Origin of the sequence: Microvirga sp. CF3062 (assembly GCF_036314045.1) — a bacterium.
GTDB lineage: Bacteria > Pseudomonadota > Alphaproteobacteria > Rhizobiales > Beijerinckiaceae > Microvirga.
Genome location: NZ_JAYGGN010000001.1, coordinates 166,830 through 185,700 on the forward strand (window position 1 = coordinate 166,830; position 18,871 = coordinate 185,700).

17 protein-coding genes and 2 tRNA genes are annotated in these 18,871 nt (G+C 61.7%); 8 read left to right on the forward strand and 11 right to left on the reverse strand.

Annotation, left to right across the window (positions count from 1 at the left end):
• Positions 1-6: 6 nt before the first annotated feature.
• A complete protein-coding gene (locus tag VB618_RS00865) occupies positions 7-918 on the reverse strand; it encodes an MBL fold metallo-hydrolase (RefSeq protein WP_329794603.1) in 912 nt (303 codons plus the stop codon).
• A 161-nt stretch (positions 919-1,079) separates the two neighbouring features.
• Here VB618_RS00865 and VB618_RS00870 point away from each other — a divergent pair, with 161 nt between their 5' ends.
• Complete coding sequence (locus tag VB618_RS00870) at positions 1,080-1,688, forward strand: biotin transporter BioY (RefSeq protein ID WP_329794604.1); 609 nt, start codon at positions 1,080-1,082, stop codon at positions 1,686-1,688.
• 85 nt (positions 1,689-1,773) lie between these two features.
• On the opposite strand, the gene VB618_RS00875 is transcribed toward VB618_RS00870, so the two are convergent.
• On the reverse strand, positions 1,774-2,064 hold the full coding sequence (locus VB618_RS00875) for a hypothetical protein (RefSeq protein ID WP_329794605.1): 291 nt from the start codon (positions 2,062-2,064) through the stop codon (positions 1,774-1,776).
• A gap of 149 nt (positions 2,065-2,213) precedes the next feature.
• Between VB618_RS00875 and VB618_RS00880 the strand changes: the two genes are divergently transcribed.
• The gene (locus VB618_RS00880) at positions 2,214-2,909 is read left to right on the forward strand and encodes a hypothetical protein (protein ID WP_329794606.1); all 696 of its coding nucleotides are present in this window, start codon (positions 2,214-2,216) and stop codon (positions 2,907-2,909) included.
• A 37-nt stretch (positions 2,910-2,946) separates the two neighbouring features.
• Here the strand turns inward: VB618_RS00880 and VB618_RS00885 are convergent, their stop codons facing one another.
• Positions 2,947-3,345, reverse strand: coding sequence for a DoxX family protein (locus tag VB618_RS00885; RefSeq protein WP_329794607.1), 399 nt, complete (start codon positions 3,343-3,345; stop codon positions 2,947-2,949).
• A gap of 609 nt (positions 3,346-3,954) precedes the next feature.
• On the opposite strand from VB618_RS00885, the gene VB618_RS00890 reads away from it, so the two are divergent.
• Positions 3,955-4,278, forward strand: a complete 324-nt coding sequence (locus VB618_RS00890) for a hypothetical protein (protein ID WP_329794608.1) — start codon at positions 3,955-3,957, stop codon at positions 4,276-4,278.
• A 106-nt stretch (positions 4,279-4,384) separates the two neighbouring features.
• Here VB618_RS00890 and VB618_RS00895 read toward each other — a convergent pair.
• Positions 4,385-4,461 (reverse strand) — tRNA-Pro (locus VB618_RS00895).
• 147 nt (positions 4,462-4,608) lie between these two features.
• Here VB618_RS00895 and VB618_RS00900 point away from each other — a divergent pair.
• A tRNA-Gln gene (locus VB618_RS00900) sits at positions 4,609-4,683 on the forward strand.
• A gap of 153 nt (positions 4,684-4,836) precedes the next feature.
• Positions 4,837-7,974 carry a PAS domain-containing protein gene (locus VB618_RS00905; protein WP_329794609.1) on the forward strand — a complete coding sequence of 1,046 codons (3,138 nt, stop codon included), beginning with the start codon at positions 4,837-4,839 and terminating at the stop codon, positions 7,972-7,974.
• A 33-nt stretch (positions 7,975-8,007) separates the two neighbouring features.
• Here VB618_RS00905 and VB618_RS00910 read toward each other — a convergent pair whose 3' ends face one another.
• The 7 genes from VB618_RS00910 to VB618_RS00940 all read right to left on the reverse strand — a co-directional run bounded on the left by VB618_RS00910 (position 8,008) and on the right by VB618_RS00940 (position 14,924).
• Positions 8,008-8,652 (reverse strand): ThuA domain-containing protein, encoded by a 645-nt coding sequence (locus tag VB618_RS00910; RefSeq protein WP_329795102.1) that lies wholly within the window; start codon positions 8,650-8,652, stop codon positions 8,008-8,010.
• Between the two features lie 32 nt (positions 8,653-8,684).
• Positions 8,685-9,860 (reverse strand): Gfo/Idh/MocA family protein, encoded by a 1,176-nt coding sequence (locus VB618_RS00915; protein WP_329794610.1) that lies wholly within the window; start codon positions 9,858-9,860, stop codon positions 8,685-8,687.
• A 5-nt stretch (positions 9,861-9,865) separates the two neighbouring features.
• Positions 9,866-10,633, reverse strand: a complete 768-nt coding sequence (locus VB618_RS00920) for a sugar phosphate isomerase/epimerase family protein (protein WP_329794611.1) — start codon at positions 10,631-10,633, stop codon at positions 9,866-9,868.
• A 69-nt stretch (positions 10,634-10,702) separates the two neighbouring features.
• The gene (locus VB618_RS00925; RefSeq protein ID WP_329794612.1) at positions 10,703-11,782 is read right to left on the reverse strand and encodes an ABC transporter ATP-binding protein; all 1,080 of its coding nucleotides are present in this window, start codon (positions 11,780-11,782) and stop codon (positions 10,703-10,705) included.
• 3 nt (positions 11,783-11,785) lie between these two features.
• Positions 11,786-12,670, reverse strand: coding sequence for a carbohydrate ABC transporter permease (locus tag VB618_RS00930; RefSeq protein WP_329794613.1), 885 nt, complete (start codon positions 12,668-12,670; stop codon positions 11,786-11,788).
• The gene (locus tag VB618_RS00935) at positions 12,667-13,605 is read right to left on the reverse strand and encodes a carbohydrate ABC transporter permease (RefSeq protein WP_442931610.1); all 939 of its coding nucleotides are present in this window, start codon (positions 13,603-13,605) and stop codon (positions 12,667-12,669) included. Before VB618_RS00935 ends, VB618_RS00930 begins: the two co-directional genes overlap by 4 nt.
• A 77-nt stretch (positions 13,606-13,682) precedes the next feature.
• Entirely contained in the window at positions 13,683-14,924 is a 1,242-nt protein-coding gene (locus VB618_RS00940; RefSeq protein ID WP_329794615.1) for an ABC transporter substrate-binding protein, read from the reverse strand.
• Between the two features lie 158 nt (positions 14,925-15,082).
• On the opposite strand from VB618_RS00940, the gene VB618_RS00945 reads away from it, so the two are divergent.
• From VB618_RS00945 to VB618_RS00955, 3 genes are all read left to right on the forward strand, one after another.
• The gene (locus VB618_RS00945) at positions 15,083-16,153 is read left to right on the forward strand and encodes a LacI family DNA-binding transcriptional regulator (protein WP_329794616.1); all 1,071 of its coding nucleotides are present in this window, start codon (positions 15,083-15,085) and stop codon (positions 16,151-16,153) included.
• Between the two features lie 48 nt (positions 16,154-16,201).
• A complete protein-coding gene (locus tag VB618_RS00950) occupies positions 16,202-17,200 on the forward strand; it encodes a Gfo/Idh/MocA family protein (protein ID WP_329794617.1) in 999 nt (332 codons plus the stop codon).
• A gap of 207 nt (positions 17,201-17,407) precedes the next feature.
• Complete coding sequence (locus tag VB618_RS00955; protein WP_329794618.1) at positions 17,408-18,865, forward strand: phosphomannomutase; 1,458 nt, start codon at positions 17,408-17,410, stop codon at positions 18,863-18,865.
• Positions 18,866-18,871: the final 6 nt, after the last annotated feature.

Consider the following 18,871-nt stretch of genomic DNA (forward strand, 5'->3'; position numbering starts at 1 on the left):
GACCCGTCAGACGGGACGATACTCGCTGTCGAGGGCTGGAAGGCCATCGACGGCAGCCTGCCCCTTCGCGACCAGATCCTCCAGATGAGCAAAGACCGATAGCCCTGCAGCGCCGAGCAAGGCTGGGTTCAGGCCCTGATAGATGGCCGCCACAATCTCGGGGATCGTCCGGTCGCCAGCCCTCAGCCGGTTGAGGATCGAGGCCTCGCGCTGGCGGCGATGATGGCTGAGGGCGCGCACGAAGCGCTGAGGCTCCTGCACCGGACCGCCATGGCCCGGCCAGTAGAGGGTTTCCTCGCGGCCCCTGAGCTTGTCGAGGGAGGCCATGAACTCGCTCATGGAGCCGTCGGGTGGGGCCACCACGGTGGTGGACCACGCCATGACATGATCGCCAGAGAACAGAGCCTTCTCCTCAGGCAGCGCGAAGGCGAGGTGGTTGGCCATGTGACCCGGCGTGGCGAGAGCCTCCAGGGTCCAGCCGGGTCCCTCGACGGCATCGCCCTCAAACAGTTCCCGATCAGGCACGTAATCCTTGTCGGAGCTCGCCTCCAGCGTGTTGACCTCGCCGGTGAACAGGGGGCGGGCACTGCGATGGGGAGCGCAGCCGACGATGATGGCCCCCGTGGCGGCCTTGATGGCCGCCGCCGCCGGCGAATGATCTTTATGCGTATGGGTGACGAGGATGTGGGTCACCGTCTCGTCCCGCACGGCGTATAGGAGCGCCTCCACGTGTCCTGGCATATCCGGGCCTGGATCGATGATGGCGACATTCCCGGTGCCGACGATGTAGCTGCAGGTGCCCGTGAACGTGATCGGCCCCGGATTGCCGGCGACGATTCGGCGGACGAGCGGGCTCACGCGCACACATTCCTCGGCATGAGCCGGGGGGCGGGTGTCAAAGGTGAGGTCGTCTGCCATTGGAGGTCCTTGCCACTTCGGTCAAAACATTCTGCCTTGGACTAAAGGGTGTTCACAGTCCGGTCGAATGCTCAAGACGGCGGCTTGAGGCAAGAGGCGGACCCTCCTATAAGGCTTCATGAGCCGCCGCGCGCATGGCGGATGATCTGGAGATTGCCTGTATGACGACCAGCGCCCCTTCGCTGTCTTCTCCCTCGACCCTCGTCGGCCTCCTCTGGCCGTCCCGGGACGATGCCCGCTTCGCTGCGCTCCGCGCCATCGTGCTGATGGTCGTCGGCACGGCGCTTCTCACCATCTCGGCCAAAGTCCAGGTGCCGCTGCCCTTCGTTCCGATGACGCTGCAGACCCTGGTCGTGCTGATGATCGGCGCGTCCTATGGCTGGCGCCTCGGTGGTGCGACCGTAGCCCTCTATCTCGCTGAAGGTGCGATGGGCATGCCCGTCTTCGCCGGCCCGACGGCCGGCATCGGTTACCTCATGGGTCCGACCGGCGGCTTCCTGTTCGGCTTCGTGGCAGCGGCTCTCGTGATGGGCTTCATGGCCGAGCGTGGCTGGGACCGTTCGCTCCTGCGCGTCATCGTGATGATGAGCACCGGCCATGCGGTGATCTTCGCCTTCGGTCTGGCTCAGCTGTCCGTGGTGATGCCCTTCGCGAAGGCCTGGACGGTCGGCGCCGCCCCGTTCGTAGCCGCCACCATCGTCAAGACCGCCCTGGCCGTGGCCCTCATGCAGGCCGCCTGGTCCGTGACCCGTCGCGGCGGCAAGGCCTGATAAGCCTTAAACGAAAGCCTTCTGAAGCCGCCTTCGGGCGGCTTCTTCCTTTTCAGGATGGAAGAGTGGTTATCCTCGGCGGCGTTCAGCCGGCCGAGTGCACCAGCTTGAGCTTCGGCCGAGCCTTGACGCTGCCATGGAGGAAGGTGACGTCCACCCATTCCGCGTCGCCGCTGCCTTCCTCGATGCGGTAGCCCATCTGCTTGGCGATGGCCTGAACCTGGCTGAGGTTGGAACGGGCGATCCAGCGCGAGAACTCAGGAGTATCCTGGTCCATCAGAACGGCCAGCATGCCGATCTCGACGCCTTGGTCGAAATCTTCGCTGCGGCCGGGAAAGCGCAGCCGCAAGCCATCGTCGAGGTGGATATGTCTCATGACGGGAAGCCCCCAAAACACCCTTTTCGGGCACCTTTTGCCTGAACTTATCAGGGAGTTGAGCCGGCTGGAAGGTGTCATCGCAGCGCAGGGAACCGCTTAACCAGCCGCTCATTAGCCTCGTACAAGCCAATGACCGGAGGGCTCCCATGGCCGAGCGCAGGATTACCGCCTTCTTCGACACCTATGAGGAGGCCGCACGGGCGGTGCAGCGGCTCGAGGCAGCCCGGATGCCGGATTTCGAGATCAGCCTCGTGTCCAACAACTTCAACGATGCCTACACGCATCATGCGTCAAGGTCGTTCGAGCCTGATGGATCATCGCATCACTTTGCCGGCGCCACGGCGGCGGCCGGAACGGTTGCAGGAGCCGGCGCGGGCCTTCTGGCCGGGCTTGGCACGGTCGCTATTCCGGGTTTTGGGCCTGTGATTGCTGCCGGATGGATTGTCTCGACCCTGGTCGGCGCCGGTGCCGGTGCGGCTGTCGGTGGTCTCACGGGCGCCTTGGCCGATGCCGGCCTGACCGACGACGAGGCGCGCACCTATGCGGATGGCGTGCGCCGTGGTGGTGCGCTGGTGACCGTGAAGGTCGACGAAGCTCAGATGGACAGGGTGGTGAGCACTCTGGATGACGAGGGTGAGATCGAGACGGATGCGGAGACGAGGCTGCTGGGTGAGGCGCCGGCTCCGCCCATCGGCGCTGCGGCCTCGACGACGACAGGTCTGATGACGGATCTCATGCCGATTCCGTTCGACAACAGCGACGAGGACGGTGGCGATCACACGCTTCATGTTGAAGTAGAGGACGAGCGCCTGCGTCGACCCATGGGCACAAAGTCTGAGTAGGTGAGAGGCTGCGATACCTCTCACCCGCAGCGAAGGCTCAGGCCCTGCGCAGAGTGCGATCCAGGCTCCACGCGCCGCCGCCGGCGACGGCGAGGAACAGGAACACGAAGCAGTAGAGGATTGCAGCATCGCCACCGTTCAGGACAGGGTAGGGGCTGCGCGGTGCATGGGCGAGCCAATAGGCAAACGCCATCAGGCCGGAGAGGAGGAATGCCGTAGGCCGCACGAAGAGGCCAGGGATCAGCAGCGCACCGCCGACGATTTCAAGCACTCCGGCGATCCAGGGCAGGCTGAACATTTCCGGGCTGGGATTAGGAGAAGCAGGGAAGCCAAGGAGCTTCTGCGTGCCATGGGCCATGAAGATGAGCGCTGCGACGATGCGCAGAATGCTGAGAAGGCGTGGCGCCCAAACGGTTTCGAGATGAGCTGTGTTCATCGGTTAGTCTCCGAATTGTGGGGAGGGGCGATCGGCACAGCCGATTAGCCGAGGAGGGAGCCACCGGATACAAGCCCGGGCGAAATGTTCCCAGTCTTTATAGCGCAGCTTGCAGTAACGAATTGCTTACCACGTTATCAGGACGTTTTGATCCACCGAGGTCTTGCGGCGTTTCTCCTACGCCAACAGAACAGGAGGCCTTCATGACCATCCTTGACCCTAAGACCGGGCAACTCGTCACCATCGATCTCACGTCGAAACCGCGCCGGGGCTAAGATTTATTGGGAAGCATTTCGCCTGCTGTGGGATCTTTTTCAATGCATCAATTGCTACTCGTATCCCAAAATTTCCATCCTTCAATCTCCTGAATTCTTGCGTCTCACGCCTAATTACTTTCTCAAAGGGCTGCTCGTGCCCTGACGCACATCGTAGATGCGACATTGATGGTTGATGGATGTCTGGGCCGGAACCGTTGGTCTGCAAAGGCATTGGCTAAAGGAATGGATTCAACCGAGCGTCCGAGCCGCGGATTGTCGAGCTTGAAAGCTTAAGCAGCCGCAGCTTTGGCGCTCATATTTTGAAGTGATCGAAAGAGTTGAGGAGCGTCAAATGGCTCTGACAGGACGTTTTAATCTGCGTAAGACTTGGACCGGGCGCATTGTGCTGCAGGTCGAGGAGGAGGTGGCGGGCTTCTGGGGCCGGATGACCGGTAAGGCCAGGCTGCATCGCCGCTGGCGGGACGCCAATGTGCTGGATCTGGCAGCCCCCGAGTTGCGAAGCCTCGTCGACCTGCGCTTCCGCCCCCGTTACATGCCCCAGACCAACGAGGTCCCGCAGGATTGGCCGAGGGCACCGCGTCAACTCGAGGCGATCCCGGCCCAGACCCTGCACTACGAGACCTATCAGGAAGACGGGCGCTTCTCGACGCATTGAGCGGACTGCGAAAGCAGTTCATGACCTGAACGTCACAAGATAGTCTTCGAGCCTTGCTCGCCCGATGACTTCGCGGGAATTCAACTGTCGATTTATGGAAGAAGAATGGTCGGAGTGGCAGGATTTGAACCTGCGACCCCCACGTCCCGAACGTGGTGCGCTACCAGACTGCGCTACACTCCGACATCGAGAAATTCCCGGGAGGCGGTCTTATAGCGGCGAGGGGGGAGCGCCGCAAGGGGAGATTTGAACCTTTTCTATCGGATTGGACCAGGTGCAAAACGGTGTTGCCAGCCGCGTTTGAGCCGATTATGTACACGCCACACCTATTGGGGCGTCGCCAAGTGGTAAGGCAGCGGTTTTTGGTACCGCCATTCCCAGGTTCGAATCCTGGCGCCCCAGCCATCTTCATTCTCTCCCCGCCTGAAATATCCTCTGCTCTGAAGCATGAGGCAGGCGCGGCATATTTGTTAGACATCGAGCATTCCGCAGGCTCGACCCATAAGGCATATTGCCCTAAAGCTAAGTACAAATTGAAATATAGTTATAGGGGCGGGCGTGGTTCACAGGCAGGATTGGACGCCGAAGCTCAAGCCGCCGGGCAGCAAGCCCCGCCTGCCGTCTTTGAGAGTGCGCCTGCTCCTCATCGTCTTTGCCCTGCTGATCCCAACTTTCGCCGCTGCTGTCTTGGCCCTCTACACGGGTTATTACCGGGACCGTCAGGAAATCCAGAAGCATCTGCTCGAGACGGGGCGCGCGCTCTCGCTGGTCTTGGATCGCCAATTTGGGCAGGCAGAGGCGCTTTTATGGGCTCTGGCCGCTTCGCCCGTCCTCCAGACCAAGGATCATGCCGCCTTCGATGCGCTCGCGCGCCGGGCAACCCGTATGCCGGACGCCTGGGTCGTGGTCGAGGAACTGGGGCGGCAGGTGGTCAACACCCGCTTGCCGCCCGGAGCAGCCCTGCCTGAACTGCCGGTTCAGGATCATTGGAAAGGCATCACCCCCGGACAGGTGCGAGTCAGCAATCTCTTTACGGGGGTGGTCGCGAAGCAGCCGACTGTCGGCATCGATACGCTTGTCACCCTCGATGATGGCTCGCCGCGATATGTTTCTGTCATTATGCCAGCACCGGTTGTGGCACGCATCTTCTCCGATCAGCGCCTGCCGCCGGCCTGGATCGGTGCGATCGTGGACCGGAATGGGACAATGGTGGCACGGTCCCGCAATCCAGAGCCATTCGTCGGCAAGCCTGTAAGCACGGAAAATGTGCGGCGTATCCAGTCGGGTCTGGAGCAGGGGGTGTTCGAAGGCACATCCCTCGATGGAGAGGCCGTGGTCTTGGCCTTGGCCCGATCTCCGTCTTCAGGTTGGTCCACAATCGTAGCCCTTCCAAACTCGGAGTTCGATGCTGGCGCCCGCGATCTTGCTTTTGCCCTCGCTGCCGCGGGCAGCGTACTTCTCGCGCTGGGAGCCGCCTTGGCATTTCACGTTACCAGGCGCATCACCCGCCCGGTTGAGGTTCTGGCAAGAGATGCGCTGGCGCTTCAGGATGGTGGTTTTGCGGAGCCTCTCCGTTCCACCGGCGTAGAATTCAGAGAAACTTCGGTGCTGCGTCATGCGCTCGAAAGCACGCGGGAGGTTCTGCGTCAGCAGAAGGTCGAACGCGATGAGGCTTATGACCGTCTCAGAGAGGTCAAAGAGAGCCTCGCGCTGCGGGTCGAGGAGCGAACGCGGGAGCTCGAAACGGCCAACGCGAGCTTTCGCGAAAGCCAGGTGGCTCTTGCTGACCGTGAGGCACTCTATGCCGGCGTCTTCAGGTTCAGCGCGGATGGCATCTTCGTCTTCAAGCTGTCATCCCACGGGGGCATCGTGGCCGAAGCATGCAATCCTGTGGTGGAGCACCTGATCGGCAAGCCCTCCGCCGACATCGTCGGACGGCAATTGAGAGACATCCTGCCTCCCGATCAATGGCCGGTTCTAGAGGCGCGTGTCCGTGATTGCCTGACGTCCGGACACTTGATGGTCTACGAGCAGAATCACGCCTTCCCTGCACGCCAGGGCGTATGGATGACGACTCTCGTTCCTATCCGTGAAGGCGATGAACCGGTTGTACGTGTGCTCGGATCCCTGCGCGATATCACGCACGAGAAGGAGACTGAGACCGAACTTCGTCAGAGCCGGGATAAGTACAGCACCCTTTTCGAGCATTCTCCTTTCAATCTCGCAGTCATCGGCGTCTACCCGAACGATCGCTTCGTCTATGAGGATGCCAACAGCGCGCTGCTGAAATCCTTAGGTTTCGCCCGTGATGGCTTCGTCGGCAGAATGCCCCAGGAGATATTCGCGCCCGAGACTGCAAATCACGTTTCCAAACACTACCGTACCTGTGTCGTGACGAAGTCGATCATGGATTTCGAAGTGACAGGAAAGGTGCCGATCGGCGAAGTCACCCGCCGGACCGTTCTCGTTCCGCTGCTTGACGAGCAGGGTCAGGTCACAAAAATCTTTGTGACCTCCATTGATCTCACTGAACAGCGCCGAATGGAAGAGCAACTGCGCCAGGCGCAGCGCCTTGAAGCGGTCGGACAGCTCACCGGAGGCATTGCGCACGACTTCAACAACCTGCTGACAGTCGTGATGGGTAATCTCGATATGTTGAGGCGCGCAAAGCCTGATCGTGCTCCACGTCTGATCGATAATGCCATCAATGCCGTCGAGCACGGGCGTAAGCTGACCTCGCAGCTTCTCGCTTTCTCACGACGCCAACCCCTGAAACCTGAGATCGTTGACCTGAAAGACTTGATCGGGGGAATGGGAGATATGCTGGCGCAATCCCTGCGGGGAGACATCACGCTTGAGATCGATTTCGCTGAGGACTTGTGGCCTGTCGAGGTTGACCCGGCGCAGCTGCAGGCCGTTCTCATCAATCTTGCGGCCAATGCGCGTGACGCGATGCCGAAAGGTGGCAGGTTCACGGTCTGCGTCCGGAACACCATCTCCCACAATGACGGGCTGGCCGAGTTCGTGTCCATCGAAGTAAGCGATACAGGAACTGGCATCGCGCCTGAGGTCCTTCAGAAAGTCTTTGAGCCGTTCTTCACGACAAAGCCTGTTGGACGGGGCACAGGGCTGGGTTTGGCTCAGGTCTACGGCTTCGTTCAGCAGTCGGGAGGATCTGTCGACATCAAGAGCGAGGTCGGCCGAGGAACGGCCGTGACCCTCCTTCTCAGGCGAACGTACAAGGATCGGAGCGAGGGCGTCCTGGAAGAGGCCGTTCCTCTGACCTCACTTCAGGCTTCACGTATCCTGGTGGTCGAGGATAACTTACAGGTTGCTGAATCCGCTATCGCGTTGCTGCGCGAACTGGGGCATCAGGTGGAGCATTGCGCGTCCGCTCATGATGCGCTTCGATTCCTGGAGCGGGACGCGCAGTTTGATGTCATTTTCTCCGATCTCGTCATGCCCGGAGGAATGGACGGCCTGGATTTGGCCCGGATTGTCCGGGAGCGCTGGCCTGCCATTCCGATCCTGCTGGCGACGGGCTACAGCGATTCCGTCGAGCGTGCGGCCAGGGAAGGCTTCCCGATCCTGAACAAGCCTTATCACCCTGCAGAGCTGGAGCGGGAACTGCGTCGGTTAATCCCGCAGGCCAGCAACGGATCGAACGTGCTGCCATTGCGATCACGTCAGGCCTGACAGCATGCTGCCTCCGACGCGGCAGCAGATCGTTCAGGCGCGAGCTGCCCACACCATGCCGCGCCTCAGGATCGTGCGCATCTCCGGCACCTCAAACTCCTTCGCCGCATGCCCGAGCGAGCTGTAGAACACACGTCCCTGGCCATGACGGCGCTTCCAGACGACCGGCATCACCACGCCTTCGATCCAGGGCGCATGCTCGCCCGAGAAGGCGGTGGTCGCGAGAACCTCGTTTGACGGGTCCACATGCATGTAGTACTGCTCGGATCGGTAGTCGAAGTCGCGGATGCCTTCCATCACCGGATCATCGGGCCGGGTGATGTTCACCCGGTAGTCGATGATGTTGCCCGGATGGGCCACCCACTGGCCGCCGCACATGAACTGATATTCGACGGCTTCGCGGAAGGCATCGCCCATGCCGCCGTGGAAGCCTGCAAGGCCAGTTCCCTCACGTACGGCCAGCGAAAGATTGGCGACCTCATCCTTCTCGATCTTCGACATGGTGAAGATCGGCACGACGAGGCTCATCGTGGAGAGCTGAGGGCTGGCGAAGGCGCGGGTCGAGGTCTCCAGGCGCACCCTGAAGCCCTCCTCCTGCAGCATTCCGGCGATGATCCCGGCGCATTGCTGCGGCTCGTGGCCATCCCAGCCGCCCCACACGATGAGTGCTTCCCGCATCGCCTCGTTCTTTCCATCAAGGATCATGAGCCTCAGGCGGCGGATGCCGTCTGGGGAAGGCCTTTCCAGAGAATGGAGGCGTCTGCATCCTCCAGGGTCGCCGGGCGTTCGAGCGCGGTGGTGATCGCCCTGGGTTGACCCGTCGCGGCACCCTCGAGAATGCTATGCATGACCTCGAGAACGTGCAGGCCAAGGCGCCCGCTGGAGCGGTGGGGTGTACCGTTCAGAACCGCGCTCGCGAGGTCGGCGAGACCGAGGGCCCGGTAATTGGCCTTGTTCGGCATCTCGGGGGCCCAGTTCGGCGAGCGCCAGTTGGGAACGCCGAGCGGCATCTCGCTCGAATCGACCGTGCGCCAGTCCCCGCCGCGCTCGGTGACCTCCACATGGCCGCCGAAGAAGTTCGGATCGGGCACGCGCAGCGACCCTTCCGAGCCGTATATCTCGATGGCCGGATGACTGTGCTTCCAAACGTCCCAGCTCATGCAGAAGGTCACCTGCGCGCCTGAGGCGAATTCGAGCAAAGCCGTTACATGGGTGGGCGTCTCGACCGTGATGCTGTGGCCCTTGCGCGGCGATTCCGCGGTCACGACCCGCTCCGGAAAGCCGATGCTCGACATGGCGAAGACGCGCTGCACCGGGCCGATCAGGTTGACGAGGGTGCTGAGATAATACGGCGCCATATCGAGGATCGGGCCGCCGCCGGGCTTGAAGAAGAATTCCGGATCCGGGTGCCAGTGCTCCATGCCGTGAGACATCAGGAAAGCGGTTCCCGACAGTATGCGCCCGATGGCGCCATCGTCGACGAGCTTGCGGGCAAGCCGCCCGCCGGCGCCGAGGAAGGTGTCGGGCGCACAGCCGAGATGAAGGCCGCGGGCCTCCGCCTCGTCGACGAGCCTGCGGCCCTGCTCAAAATCGACCGCGAGGGGCTTTTCCGAGAACACGTGCTTGCCCGCACTGAGGGCTGCCAACGAGACGCCGAAATGAGCGGCCGGCACGGTGAGGTTGACCACGAGATCGATGTCGTCGCGGGCCAGGAGCTGGTCGACCGTCATGGCCTCGATGCCGTGACGGCTTGCCTGGGCTTGGGCAACCTCCGGCCGCATGTCTGCGCAGGCGCGAAGGTTAAGGCCGTGATAGGCGGGAATGTTCTGGAGATAGATGCCCGAGATGTTGCCGCATCCGATGATGCCGACATTCAGCGAAGTCATGATCGTTAATCCTCGATGGAGCGCAGGAAATCGAAGCTGGCGCGGACGGTCCGGGCCGGGTCAGCCGGCTTGTCGTGCTCGACCACCATCCACTCGGCCCCGGCCTCGCGGCACACGCGCCAGAGGTCGCGCCAGTTCAGCACGCCGGATCCCACATCGGCCCAGCCATCCTGGTCCTCGTTCTGACCGGCGGGGGCGATGTCTTTCACGTGAGCGGCCGTGACCTTGCTGCGGTACCGGCTGATCCATTCCTTGGGATCCGCATCGCCGCGCACGAGCCAGGCCACGTCGACCTGCCAGGCGAGGGGACTCGATCCGGCAGCCTCGAAGATCAGTTCGAGCGCCGTCTTCGCGCCGTCCTTCGGCTTCAGCTCCCAATGGTGGTTGTGGTAGCCGAGGCGGATGCCTTGAGCCTGGAATCGCTCTGCAATCTGCCCGAGTTCCTTGCCGAGAGCACGCCACCCGTCAGCGGCCATATCCCGCTCCTCCGGCGGAACGGCCGGCATGTAGAGGTGCGTGAGCCCGAGAGTGCGGCAGGCATCAACGATGGCATCCGGCTTCTCTCGGAGGGAAGCCATGCTGACATGGCTGGAGGATGTTTTCAGGCCACGGGCATCGAGCTTCGCGCGGACCTCGGCAGCCTCGTCGAGATGCGATCCGACAGTCTCCACATAGCGATAGCCGGCACCGGCGACCATATCGAGGATCAGGTCCAAATCCTCTAACGATCGCAAGGTGTAGAGTTGAATGGACAATCTATCCGTAACGCTCATGGAATCCTCAGGGTTCAGGAAAGCGGGCGCGACAGGTCATGCGCGAGACCTGCCGCGATGTTGGTAACGTCAGAGGCGCTCGCCGGAATCCGCAGCGAACAGCGAAACCTGGGTTGGGTCGACGTGGAGCGTCATGCTCTCGCCCGGAGTGGCACGGCGGGAGCCGGAGGTGCGGACCTGGACGGAGCCCTCGCCATCGCTGCACCAGATTACCGTATCGGCCCCCATAGGCTCCACAATGTCGACGGTAAATCCAGGCCAGATTCCGGTCGCTGAAATCTCCAGATGTTCCGGGCGCACACCGAGCACCACCTCCTGACCGGACGATGGCGCCATGATGAACGGGTAGCCGGACAGAGACAAGCGACGGTCGCCGGCCAGGAAGCTCAAGCCCTCTCCGGTGTTCTCGAAGCGGCCCTTGATGAAGTTCATCTGCGGCGAGCCGACGAAGCCTGCCACAAACAGATTGGCCGGACGATGATAGATCTCGTCGGGGGAGCCGATCTGCTGGATCTTCTGCTCCTTCATCACCACGATGCGGTCGGCCAGGGTCATAGCCTCAATCTGGTCGTGGGTGACATAGACCATGGTGGTTTTGCCGAGGCGCGCGTGTAGCCGCTTGATCTCGACGCGCAGCTCGTTGCGCAGCTTCGCGTCAAGGTTGGAGAGGGGCTCGTCGAAGAGGAACACGGCAGCATCGCGCACCAGAGCCCGCCCGATGGCCACGCGCTGACGCTGGCCGCCGGAGAGCTGGTCCGGACGCCTGTCGAGGAGGGGCGTGATCTGCAGGAGCTCGGCTGCCTTCGCGACGCGCTTCTCGATCTCGGGCTTGGGCGTCTTCGCCATCTTCAGGCCGAATGACATGTTCTCGCGCACGTTCATGCGCGGATAAAGAGCATAGGACTGGAACACCATGGCGATGCCGCGGTCCTTCGGCTCCTCCCAGGTGACGTTCTTTCCGTTAATCCAGATCTGCCCCTCCGCCACATCGAGCAGCCCCGCGATGGCGTTGAGCAGAGTAGACTTGCCGCAGCCCGAGGGGCCGAGCAAGACAATGAACTCGCCTTCCTGGATGTCGAGGGACAAGCCGTCGAAGACCTGGACAGCCTCGAAAGCGACGGTCACATCACGAACGGAAACGGTCGACATTCCTTACCCCTTCACAGCGCCGGCGGCGATGCCGCGGACGAACCAGCGTCCGGACACGAAGTAGACGACGAGCGGAACGAGCGCCGCCAGCATGGTGGCTGCCATGTCGACGTTGTAGGCGCGCTCGCCCTGCGTTGAATTGACGATGTTGTTGAGCTGCACGGTCATGGGCAGGTTCTCACGGCCCGCGAAGGTCAGCCCGAAGATGAAGTCGTTCCAGATGCCCGTGACCTGCAGGATGGTGGCAACCACCAGGATCGGCGTCGACATGGGCAGGATCACCCGGAAGAAGATCGACCAGAACCCGCCGCCGTCGATGCGCGCGGCCTTGAACAGCTCGATGGGCAGTCCCGCATAATAGTTGCGAAACAGAAGCGTCATGGTCGGCAGGCCGAAGATCACGTGCACCAGCACGATGCAGGTGAGCGAGTTGTAGATGCCCGTCAGCGAGAAGATGCGGACCAGCGGGTAGAGAAAGACCTGGTACGGAATGAAGGCGCCGAGCAGCAGCACGCCGAACATGACGTTGGCGCCTTTGACCCGCCAGAACGACAGCGCATAGCCGTTGATGGCACCGGCCATGATCGAGAGGATCACGGACGGAATCAGGATCCGCACCGAGTTCCAGAAGCCGACGCTGATGCCGTTGCATTCGAGGCCGGTGCAGGCGGAGGACCATGCCTTGGTCCAAGCCTCGAACGTCATGGCAGCCGGCAGGGCGAGAATGTTGCCGAGCCGGATTTCCTCCATGGGCTTGAGCGATGTCACGACCATGATCCAGAGCGGCAGCATGAAAAACAGGGCTGCGGTCACCAGGAAGGCGTAGATGCCGATGCGACCGATGGTGAGGTGGCGGGGACGGCGGCCCTGCGGCACGGCGGCGCTCATGCATGCCTCCCTTGCGGACGGACGTAGCGGACATAGACCCAGGGAGCCAGAATGCTCACCACGGTGATCAGCATGATCGTCGCGGCGGCCGTTCCGAGGCCGATGTTGTTGCGCTCGAACAGGTGATCCATGACGAACTTGGCTGGCACCTCGGTGGCGATGCCGGGGCCGCCCAGGGTCATGGCCACCACGAGGTCGTAGAGTTTCACGACGCCCGTCGTGAGAAGTACGACGGCCGTGACCACCATGGGCCGGAGGAGGGGCAGAACCACGGAGGTGTAGACGCGCCAGGTCGGGATCCCGTCGACCTTGGCGGCCTTCCACAGATCCTTGTCGACGCCGCGCAGGCCCGCGAGCAGGATCGCCATGGTCAATCCGGCGCCATGCCAGAGACCTGCGATGACGATGGTGTAGATCGCCATCCTCTGGTTCACGAGCCAGTCGAAGGTGAAGCTCTCGAAGCCCATGTCGCGGACGAGCTTCTGCAGGCCGAGTCCCGGATTGAGGAACCATTGCCAGGCCACGCCCGTGACCACGAAGGACATGGAATAGGGATAGAGAAAGACCGTGCGGAAAAGACCTTCGCCGCGCACATTCTGATCGATGAAGACAGCGAGAAGAAAGCCGATGATGAGACAGCCCGAGATGAACAGGGTGCCGAAGATGACGATGTTGGAGGCCGAGGTCAGAAAGCGGTCATTGGCGAAGAGGCGGCTGTATTGCGCGAAGCCCACCCAATCGAGCTTGGGCAGGAGGGTCGAACTCGTAAACGAGAGCCGCACGGTCCACAGCATACAGCCGATATAGACGACAAGGACGATAAGTGCGGTCGGCAGGAGGGCCATGGCCGCCGGCAGGCGCGTTTTCATACGACGCTGAATTTTTTTGGTGCTGCCTGAAGGCATGCTGGGCGCGCGGATCGAAATGGTATCCATCGAGAAGATCCCGTCGAGAAAACTCAGGCTTCAGCAAAGAACGGCTCGCCCCAGCCCCGAGGGGCGAGCCGTCTATTTTAGCCTGCGTCTCGCATGGCGCTGGTGATCTTCTCGATGAAGGCGTCCGCCGACATGCTCGGGTTGTTCCAATACTGGGTCACGGCATCCTGCATGGCGCCCGAGAAATTCGGCGGGCTCAGCAACTCCATGGCTTCCACCTGGTTGGCAGGATCCTTCAGCACGGCACTGGAGCGCTGGGCGCAGATGTCCATGGACGAGACATCCACATCCAGGCGAGCCGGAATGGAGCCCTTCTTCTTGTTGAACTCGAGCTGGCTGGTGGGATCGAGCAGAACTTCAACCAGCTTGTCCTGGGTGGCAAGGGCTGCCTTGTCCTTGGTCGACGGGAAGACGAAAACGTCGCCGCCGATCACGAGCTTGCCGCCGCCTTCGCCCACGAGGGTGCAGCCGTATTCCTTGCCGGCGGTCTGGCCTGCGGCGGTGAACTCACCCTTGGCCCAGTCACCGTTGAAGTGCATGGCGGCCTTGTTGGTGATGACGAGGGCCGTGGCGTCGTTCCAGTTGCGGCCCGGGCTTCCTGGATCGACGAGGCCGCGCAGCTTGCCGAAGACCTCCACTGTTTCCTTGAACTTTGCGTTCTTCAACATGTCGGCTTTACGGGTGCCATAGAGCTGACGGAACATATCGGCGCCGCCATGGCCGACGACGACCGCCCGGAAGAGGTTGTGCTCCCAGTTCGGCTGGCCCCCGAGGGCAATCGGAATGATGCCCTTGGCCTTGAGCTTTTCACCAGATTCGATCAGTTCAGGGAAGGTCTTCGGAGGCTGAAGGCCGGCATCGGCAAAGACCTTGGTGTTGTAGAACAGCCAGTTCTGGCCGTGAATGTTCACCGGAACGGCGTAGAATTTACCATTGCGAACCGAAGCGTCGACGATCGGCTTGGGCATGATCTCGCGCCACTTGCCTGCTTTGGCCTGTGCATCGACGTCGCGCACCAGATCGTTGCTGACCAATTCGTCGAACTGCTTGCCGGTGTTGAACTGCATCATGGTCGGGGGATTTCCGCCCACCATGCGGTTGATGCCGGCCGTGCGGGCATTAGCGCCGCCGGCAATGGCATTGTCGACCCAGGTGCCGCCCGCCTTGGTGAACTGGTCGGCGAACACTCTCACGGAAGCGGATTCGCCGGCCGACGTCCACCAATGGAGGACCTCTGCCTTCTGCTGAGCGAGCGCTCCAGAACTCCAGATCAAGGCAACAGAAAGGGTATACGCGGAAACGCGTGTCTTCATGCTCATGGCTTCCTCCCAGAAGCGTTTTATCGATTTTTGTAATCGATTACATCTTGTGATATAGGTTGTAGGTGCTTTTAAAATTAGTCAAGACTCAAGTTGATGCAAGTTATTAGCTCTGAAAGAGGGTAACGTATCTTGCTTAGGGTGCGGAGGTAACCTGAATGAGCCGGAAAAGGTGGCGGGCCGTGAAGGAGATACGCATCGCCGACGTCGCTCGACTTGCAGGAGTGTCCACAGCAACCGTCAGCCGCGTCCTGTCCGATCCGGACAAGGTGCGCCAGAAAACTCACGATCTCGTGATGGAGGCGGTGAAGCGCAGCGGCTACATCCCCAACAGCACCGCGCAAAAGCTGCGCACGCGCCGCACCATGAACGTGCTGGTGATCGCCCCAAGGCTCACCAATCCGGTCTTCGCCGAAATCCTCCGTGGTGTGGACGACGAGCTAACACAATCGGGATACGGCATCATCATCGGCAATCTGGACAACCGCAGGGAGCGCGAGGCCCGCTATGTCGATCTCGCCCTGTCCCGCCAAGTGGACGGCGTTCTCCTGCTGACCGGGTACATTCCGGAGAAGGGCCCGCGCAGCATGCGGGACTCAGGCCTCCCCATCGTTGCCATGTGCGCTGCCATTCATGAGGATGGCATTCCCAATGTGGTGGTTCAGGACCGGGAGGCGACCCGGCAGGCGGTGGAATATCTGGCCCGACTTGGGCACCGCCGATTCGGCTATATCTCAGGCACGCTCGGCTCCATCATCGAGTTCGAGCGCTTCGCCGGCTTTCAGGAAGGAATAGCCGCAGCCGGGTTCAGTCAGAACGATTTCCTGCGCTGGGAAGGACCCTTCGTGTTCTCGACGGGCGTGACCGCAGCCGAGGCCTTCCTGCAGATGAAGGATCGTCCCACCGGCATTTTTGCAGCCTGCGACGAGAGCGCGATCGGCTTCATCAAACGCGTTCGCGCGGAACGGGTCCGTGTTCCGCAGGATGTATCGGTCATTGGTTTCGACGGCATCGAATATGCGGATTACACGGAGCCCACCCTGACCACATTTCGGCAGCCGCTGCACGAGCTGGGGTGTGTCGGCGCCGATGTTCTCTTGAAGCTGATCCACAACGAGATGAAGCCGGACGACTGGAGCATTCGGCTGCCTGTGATGCTTCTGGAACGCGAGACGACCGGGCCTGTTCTGCACAAGGACTACAAGTCCTTGCGCCGCTCGGCTGTCTGAGAACACGCATTTAATCTGATGACACTTATAGAACCTGAGGAGAAAGCCATGCAGCCGGTTCGTTGGGGCATTCTGAGCACGGCCAAGATCGGCCGGACGAAAGTCGTTCCCGGCATGATGAAGAGCCCACTCTGCCGGGTGGCCGCCGTCGCCTCAAGAAGCGAGGAGGCCGCCCTTAAGATGGCTGCGGAACTCGGGATCAGGAAAGCATACGGCTCCTATGAGGCGCTGCTTGCCGATCCTGACATCGAGGCCATCTACAATCCGTTGCCCAATCATCTGCATGTCCCGATGACACTGGCAGCTGCCGCCGCCGGAAAGCACGTGCTGTGCGAGAAACCGATTGCCATCACGGCCGACGAGGCGGAGGCGTTGAAACAGGCCTCATCGCAGGTGCTGATCGCCGAGGCCTTCATGGTCCGCCACCATCCGCAATGGCAGCGCGCCCGCGAGATCATCCGGGCCGGCGACATCGGGGAGCTGCGCTCCATCCAGGTCATCTTCTCCTACTTCAACGTCGAACCGGACAACATCCGCAACAGGGCGGATATCGGCGGAGGAGGGCTCCTCGACATAGGTTGCTATGCCGTCGTTGCAGGACGCTATTTCTTCGATGCTGAGCCCCGGCGTGTCGTCACGCTCATGGACCGTGACCGGGCCTTCGGCGTCGACCGGACCACCAGTGCCCTGATGGATTTCGGCGACGGGCGCCAACTGACCTTCACGATCTCAACTCAGTCCGTGCCGTATCAGCGAGTCCAGATCCTCGGGACGAAGGGGCGGATCGAGATCGAAGTTCCGTTCAATACGCCGCCCGACCTTCCGACCCGCATCTTCGTTGACGATGGGAGCCTACACGGCAATCGCTCGGCCCAGGCCATCGAGTTTCCCGTGATGGATCAGTATCAGCTTCAGGGCGAGGCTTTCAGCCGTGCGATCCGAGCTGCTGAGCCCCTGGCCTTTAGCTTGGGCGATGCCATCCTGAACATGCGCACCCTGGATGCCTTACGGCGATCGGAGGCATCTGCTGCCTGGGAGAGAGTTTAGGATCAGGGCCTCGTGCCGCACCTTAAGGTATAGGACTGCAAAGCCTTTGCGGTAGTCCTCCTAAGGGCATTCTCCATCCGGGTGACTTATCCGAGCCGACCAGCCGCATTGACTTGTGCTGCCGCGCCCGAAATTCTGCTTTTTGCTAAAATGTCGCGCTTTGGTTAAGGCACGGCACCGAGTCCCAAACCAGAGAGGCAACCTCCAATGGGCAAGAATCCAGCAACCGCACCATCGTCCCTGAAATTCGGCACAAGCGGGTTGCGAGGGCTTGTCGTCGAGTTGAACGGTGCGCCGGCTTTTGCTTATACCCGCGCTTTCGCCGAGATGCTCAAGGAGGACGGCTCGGCAGCGGCGTCCCGGAATGTCGTACTGGTCGGACGAGACCTGCGCGAGAGCAGTCCCAGCATTGCCCAGCTCTGCTGTGCGGCCTTACAGGAAACGGGACTCGTCCCGCTCGACTGCGAAGCTCTTCCCACACCGGCGCTCGCCTATCACGGCATGCGATTCGGCATCCCCGCGATCATGGTCACCGGGAGCCACATTCCGGAAGACCGCAACGGGCTGAAATTCTATCGGGCTCAAGGCGAGATCGACAAAAAGGACGAGGCAGCCATCCTCGCATGGCATGCCAGGTTGGGCATCGCAGCCGTGCCGGAGACAGCCCGTGTCATCCGTCCGGGAAAACCGGATCTCGATATGATCGCTGCCTACAAGACTCGCTACCGCGACTTCTTCGGTGCAAGGGCGCTGGAGGGCCTCACCGTCGGAGTCTACCAACATTCCTCGGTGGCTAGAGACACCATCGTTGAGATGCTCGAAACCCTAGGAGCTCGGGCCGTGCCGTTAGGGCGGGCCACGAGCTTCATCCCAGTTGACACCGAGGCCCTGCGCGAGGAGGACGAGGTTCTGGCGCGGCAATGGGCCGGCGAGCAGAGGCTCGATGCAATCGTCTCGACCGATGGCGATGCGGACCGCCCCTTGATCTCCGATGCGACCGGCGCTTTCCTGCGCGGTGATCTGGTGGGGGCGATCACGGCCAAGTTTCTGGGAGCGGACGCGATCGTCACGCCTGTGACCTCCAACTCCGCCCTGGAGACGTCAAGGGCGTTCCGGACGGTCCTTCGGACTCGGGTGGGTTCGCCTTACGTCATTGAGGGCATGGCAGAGGCCTCCGCGTCTGGGGCCAAGGCGGTCGTCGGGTTCGAGGCCAATGGGGGCGTGCTGCTCGGCTCCGACATCGTGCGGGAGGGCCGCCGGCTTGCTGCCCTTCCCACCCGCGATGCCATGTTGCCGATCCTGTGCGCGCTCGGCGAGATCGTCGCTCAGGGCAAGCCTCTCGCCGAAATCGGAGCTGCCTTTGCCTTCAAGTCGGCCGCCAGCAACCGTCTGAAAGACGTCCCGACAGATAAGAGTGCAGCTTTCGTTTCCAGGTTGCAGCAGGATGTGACATTCCTGTCCGAGCTGATGGCTCCCTTGGAGGGAGTAGCCGGGGTCAATTCCCGCGACGGATTGCGGATTATGGCCAAGAACGGTGAGGTCGTGCACTTTCGCCCTTCCGGCAATGCACCGGAACTGCGTGTCTACGTGGAGGCGGTGACGGAAGATCGAGCCGAAAGTCTGCTCGAATGGGGACTGGCTGTCGCGCAGCAGCACGTGGGCTAAGCGCCC

Coding starts and splice junctions, on each gene's coding strand:
- VB618_RS00865 (WP_329794603.1), bottom strand. CDS start 918: ATGGCAGACGACCTCACCTTTGACACCCGCCCCCCGGCTCATGCCGAG.
- VB618_RS00870 (WP_329794604.1), top strand. CDS start 1,080: ATGACGACCAGCGCCCCTTCGCTGTCTTCTCCCTCGACCCTCGTCGGC.
- VB618_RS00875 (WP_329794605.1), bottom strand. CDS start 2,064: ATGAGACATATCCACCTCGACGATGGCTTGCGGCTGCGCTTTCCCGGC.
- VB618_RS00880 (WP_329794606.1), top strand. CDS start 2,214: ATGGCCGAGCGCAGGATTACCGCCTTCTTCGACACCTATGAGGAGGCC.
- VB618_RS00885 (WP_329794607.1), bottom strand. CDS start 3,345: ATGAACACAGCTCATCTCGAAACCGTTTGGGCGCCACGCCTTCTCAGC.
- VB618_RS00890 (WP_329794608.1), top strand. CDS start 3,955: ATGGCTCTGACAGGACGTTTTAATCTGCGTAAGACTTGGACCGGGCGC.
- VB618_RS00910 (WP_329795102.1), bottom strand. CDS start 8,652: ATGCGGGAAGCACTCATCGTGTGGGGCGGCTGGGATGGCCACGAGCCG.
- VB618_RS00915 (WP_329794610.1), bottom strand. CDS start 9,860: ATGACTTCGCTGAATGTCGGCATCATCGGATGCGGCAACATCTCGGGC.
- VB618_RS00920 (WP_329794611.1), bottom strand. CDS start 10,633: ATGAGCGTTACGGATAGATTGTCCATTCAACTCTACACCTTGCGATCG.
- VB618_RS00925 (WP_329794612.1), bottom strand. CDS start 11,782: ATGTCGACCGTTTCCGTTCGTGATGTGACCGTCGCTTTCGAGGCTGTC.
- VB618_RS00930 (WP_329794613.1), bottom strand. CDS start 12,670: ATGAGCGCCGCCGTGCCGCAGGGCCGCCGTCCCCGCCACCTCACCATC.
- VB618_RS00935 (WP_442931610.1), bottom strand. CDS start 13,605: ATGGATACCATTTCGATCCGCGCGCCCAGCATGCCTTCAGGCAGCACC.
- VB618_RS00940 (WP_329794615.1), bottom strand. CDS start 14,924: ATGAGCATGAAGACACGCGTTTCCGCGTATACCCTTTCTGTTGCCTTG.
- VB618_RS00945 (WP_329794616.1), top strand. CDS start 15,083: ATGAGCCGGAAAAGGTGGCGGGCCGTGAAGGAGATACGCATCGCCGAC.
- VB618_RS00950 (WP_329794617.1), top strand. CDS start 16,202: ATGCAGCCGGTTCGTTGGGGCATTCTGAGCACGGCCAAGATCGGCCGG.
- VB618_RS00955 (WP_329794618.1), top strand. CDS start 17,408: ATGGGCAAGAATCCAGCAACCGCACCATCGTCCCTGAAATTCGGCACA.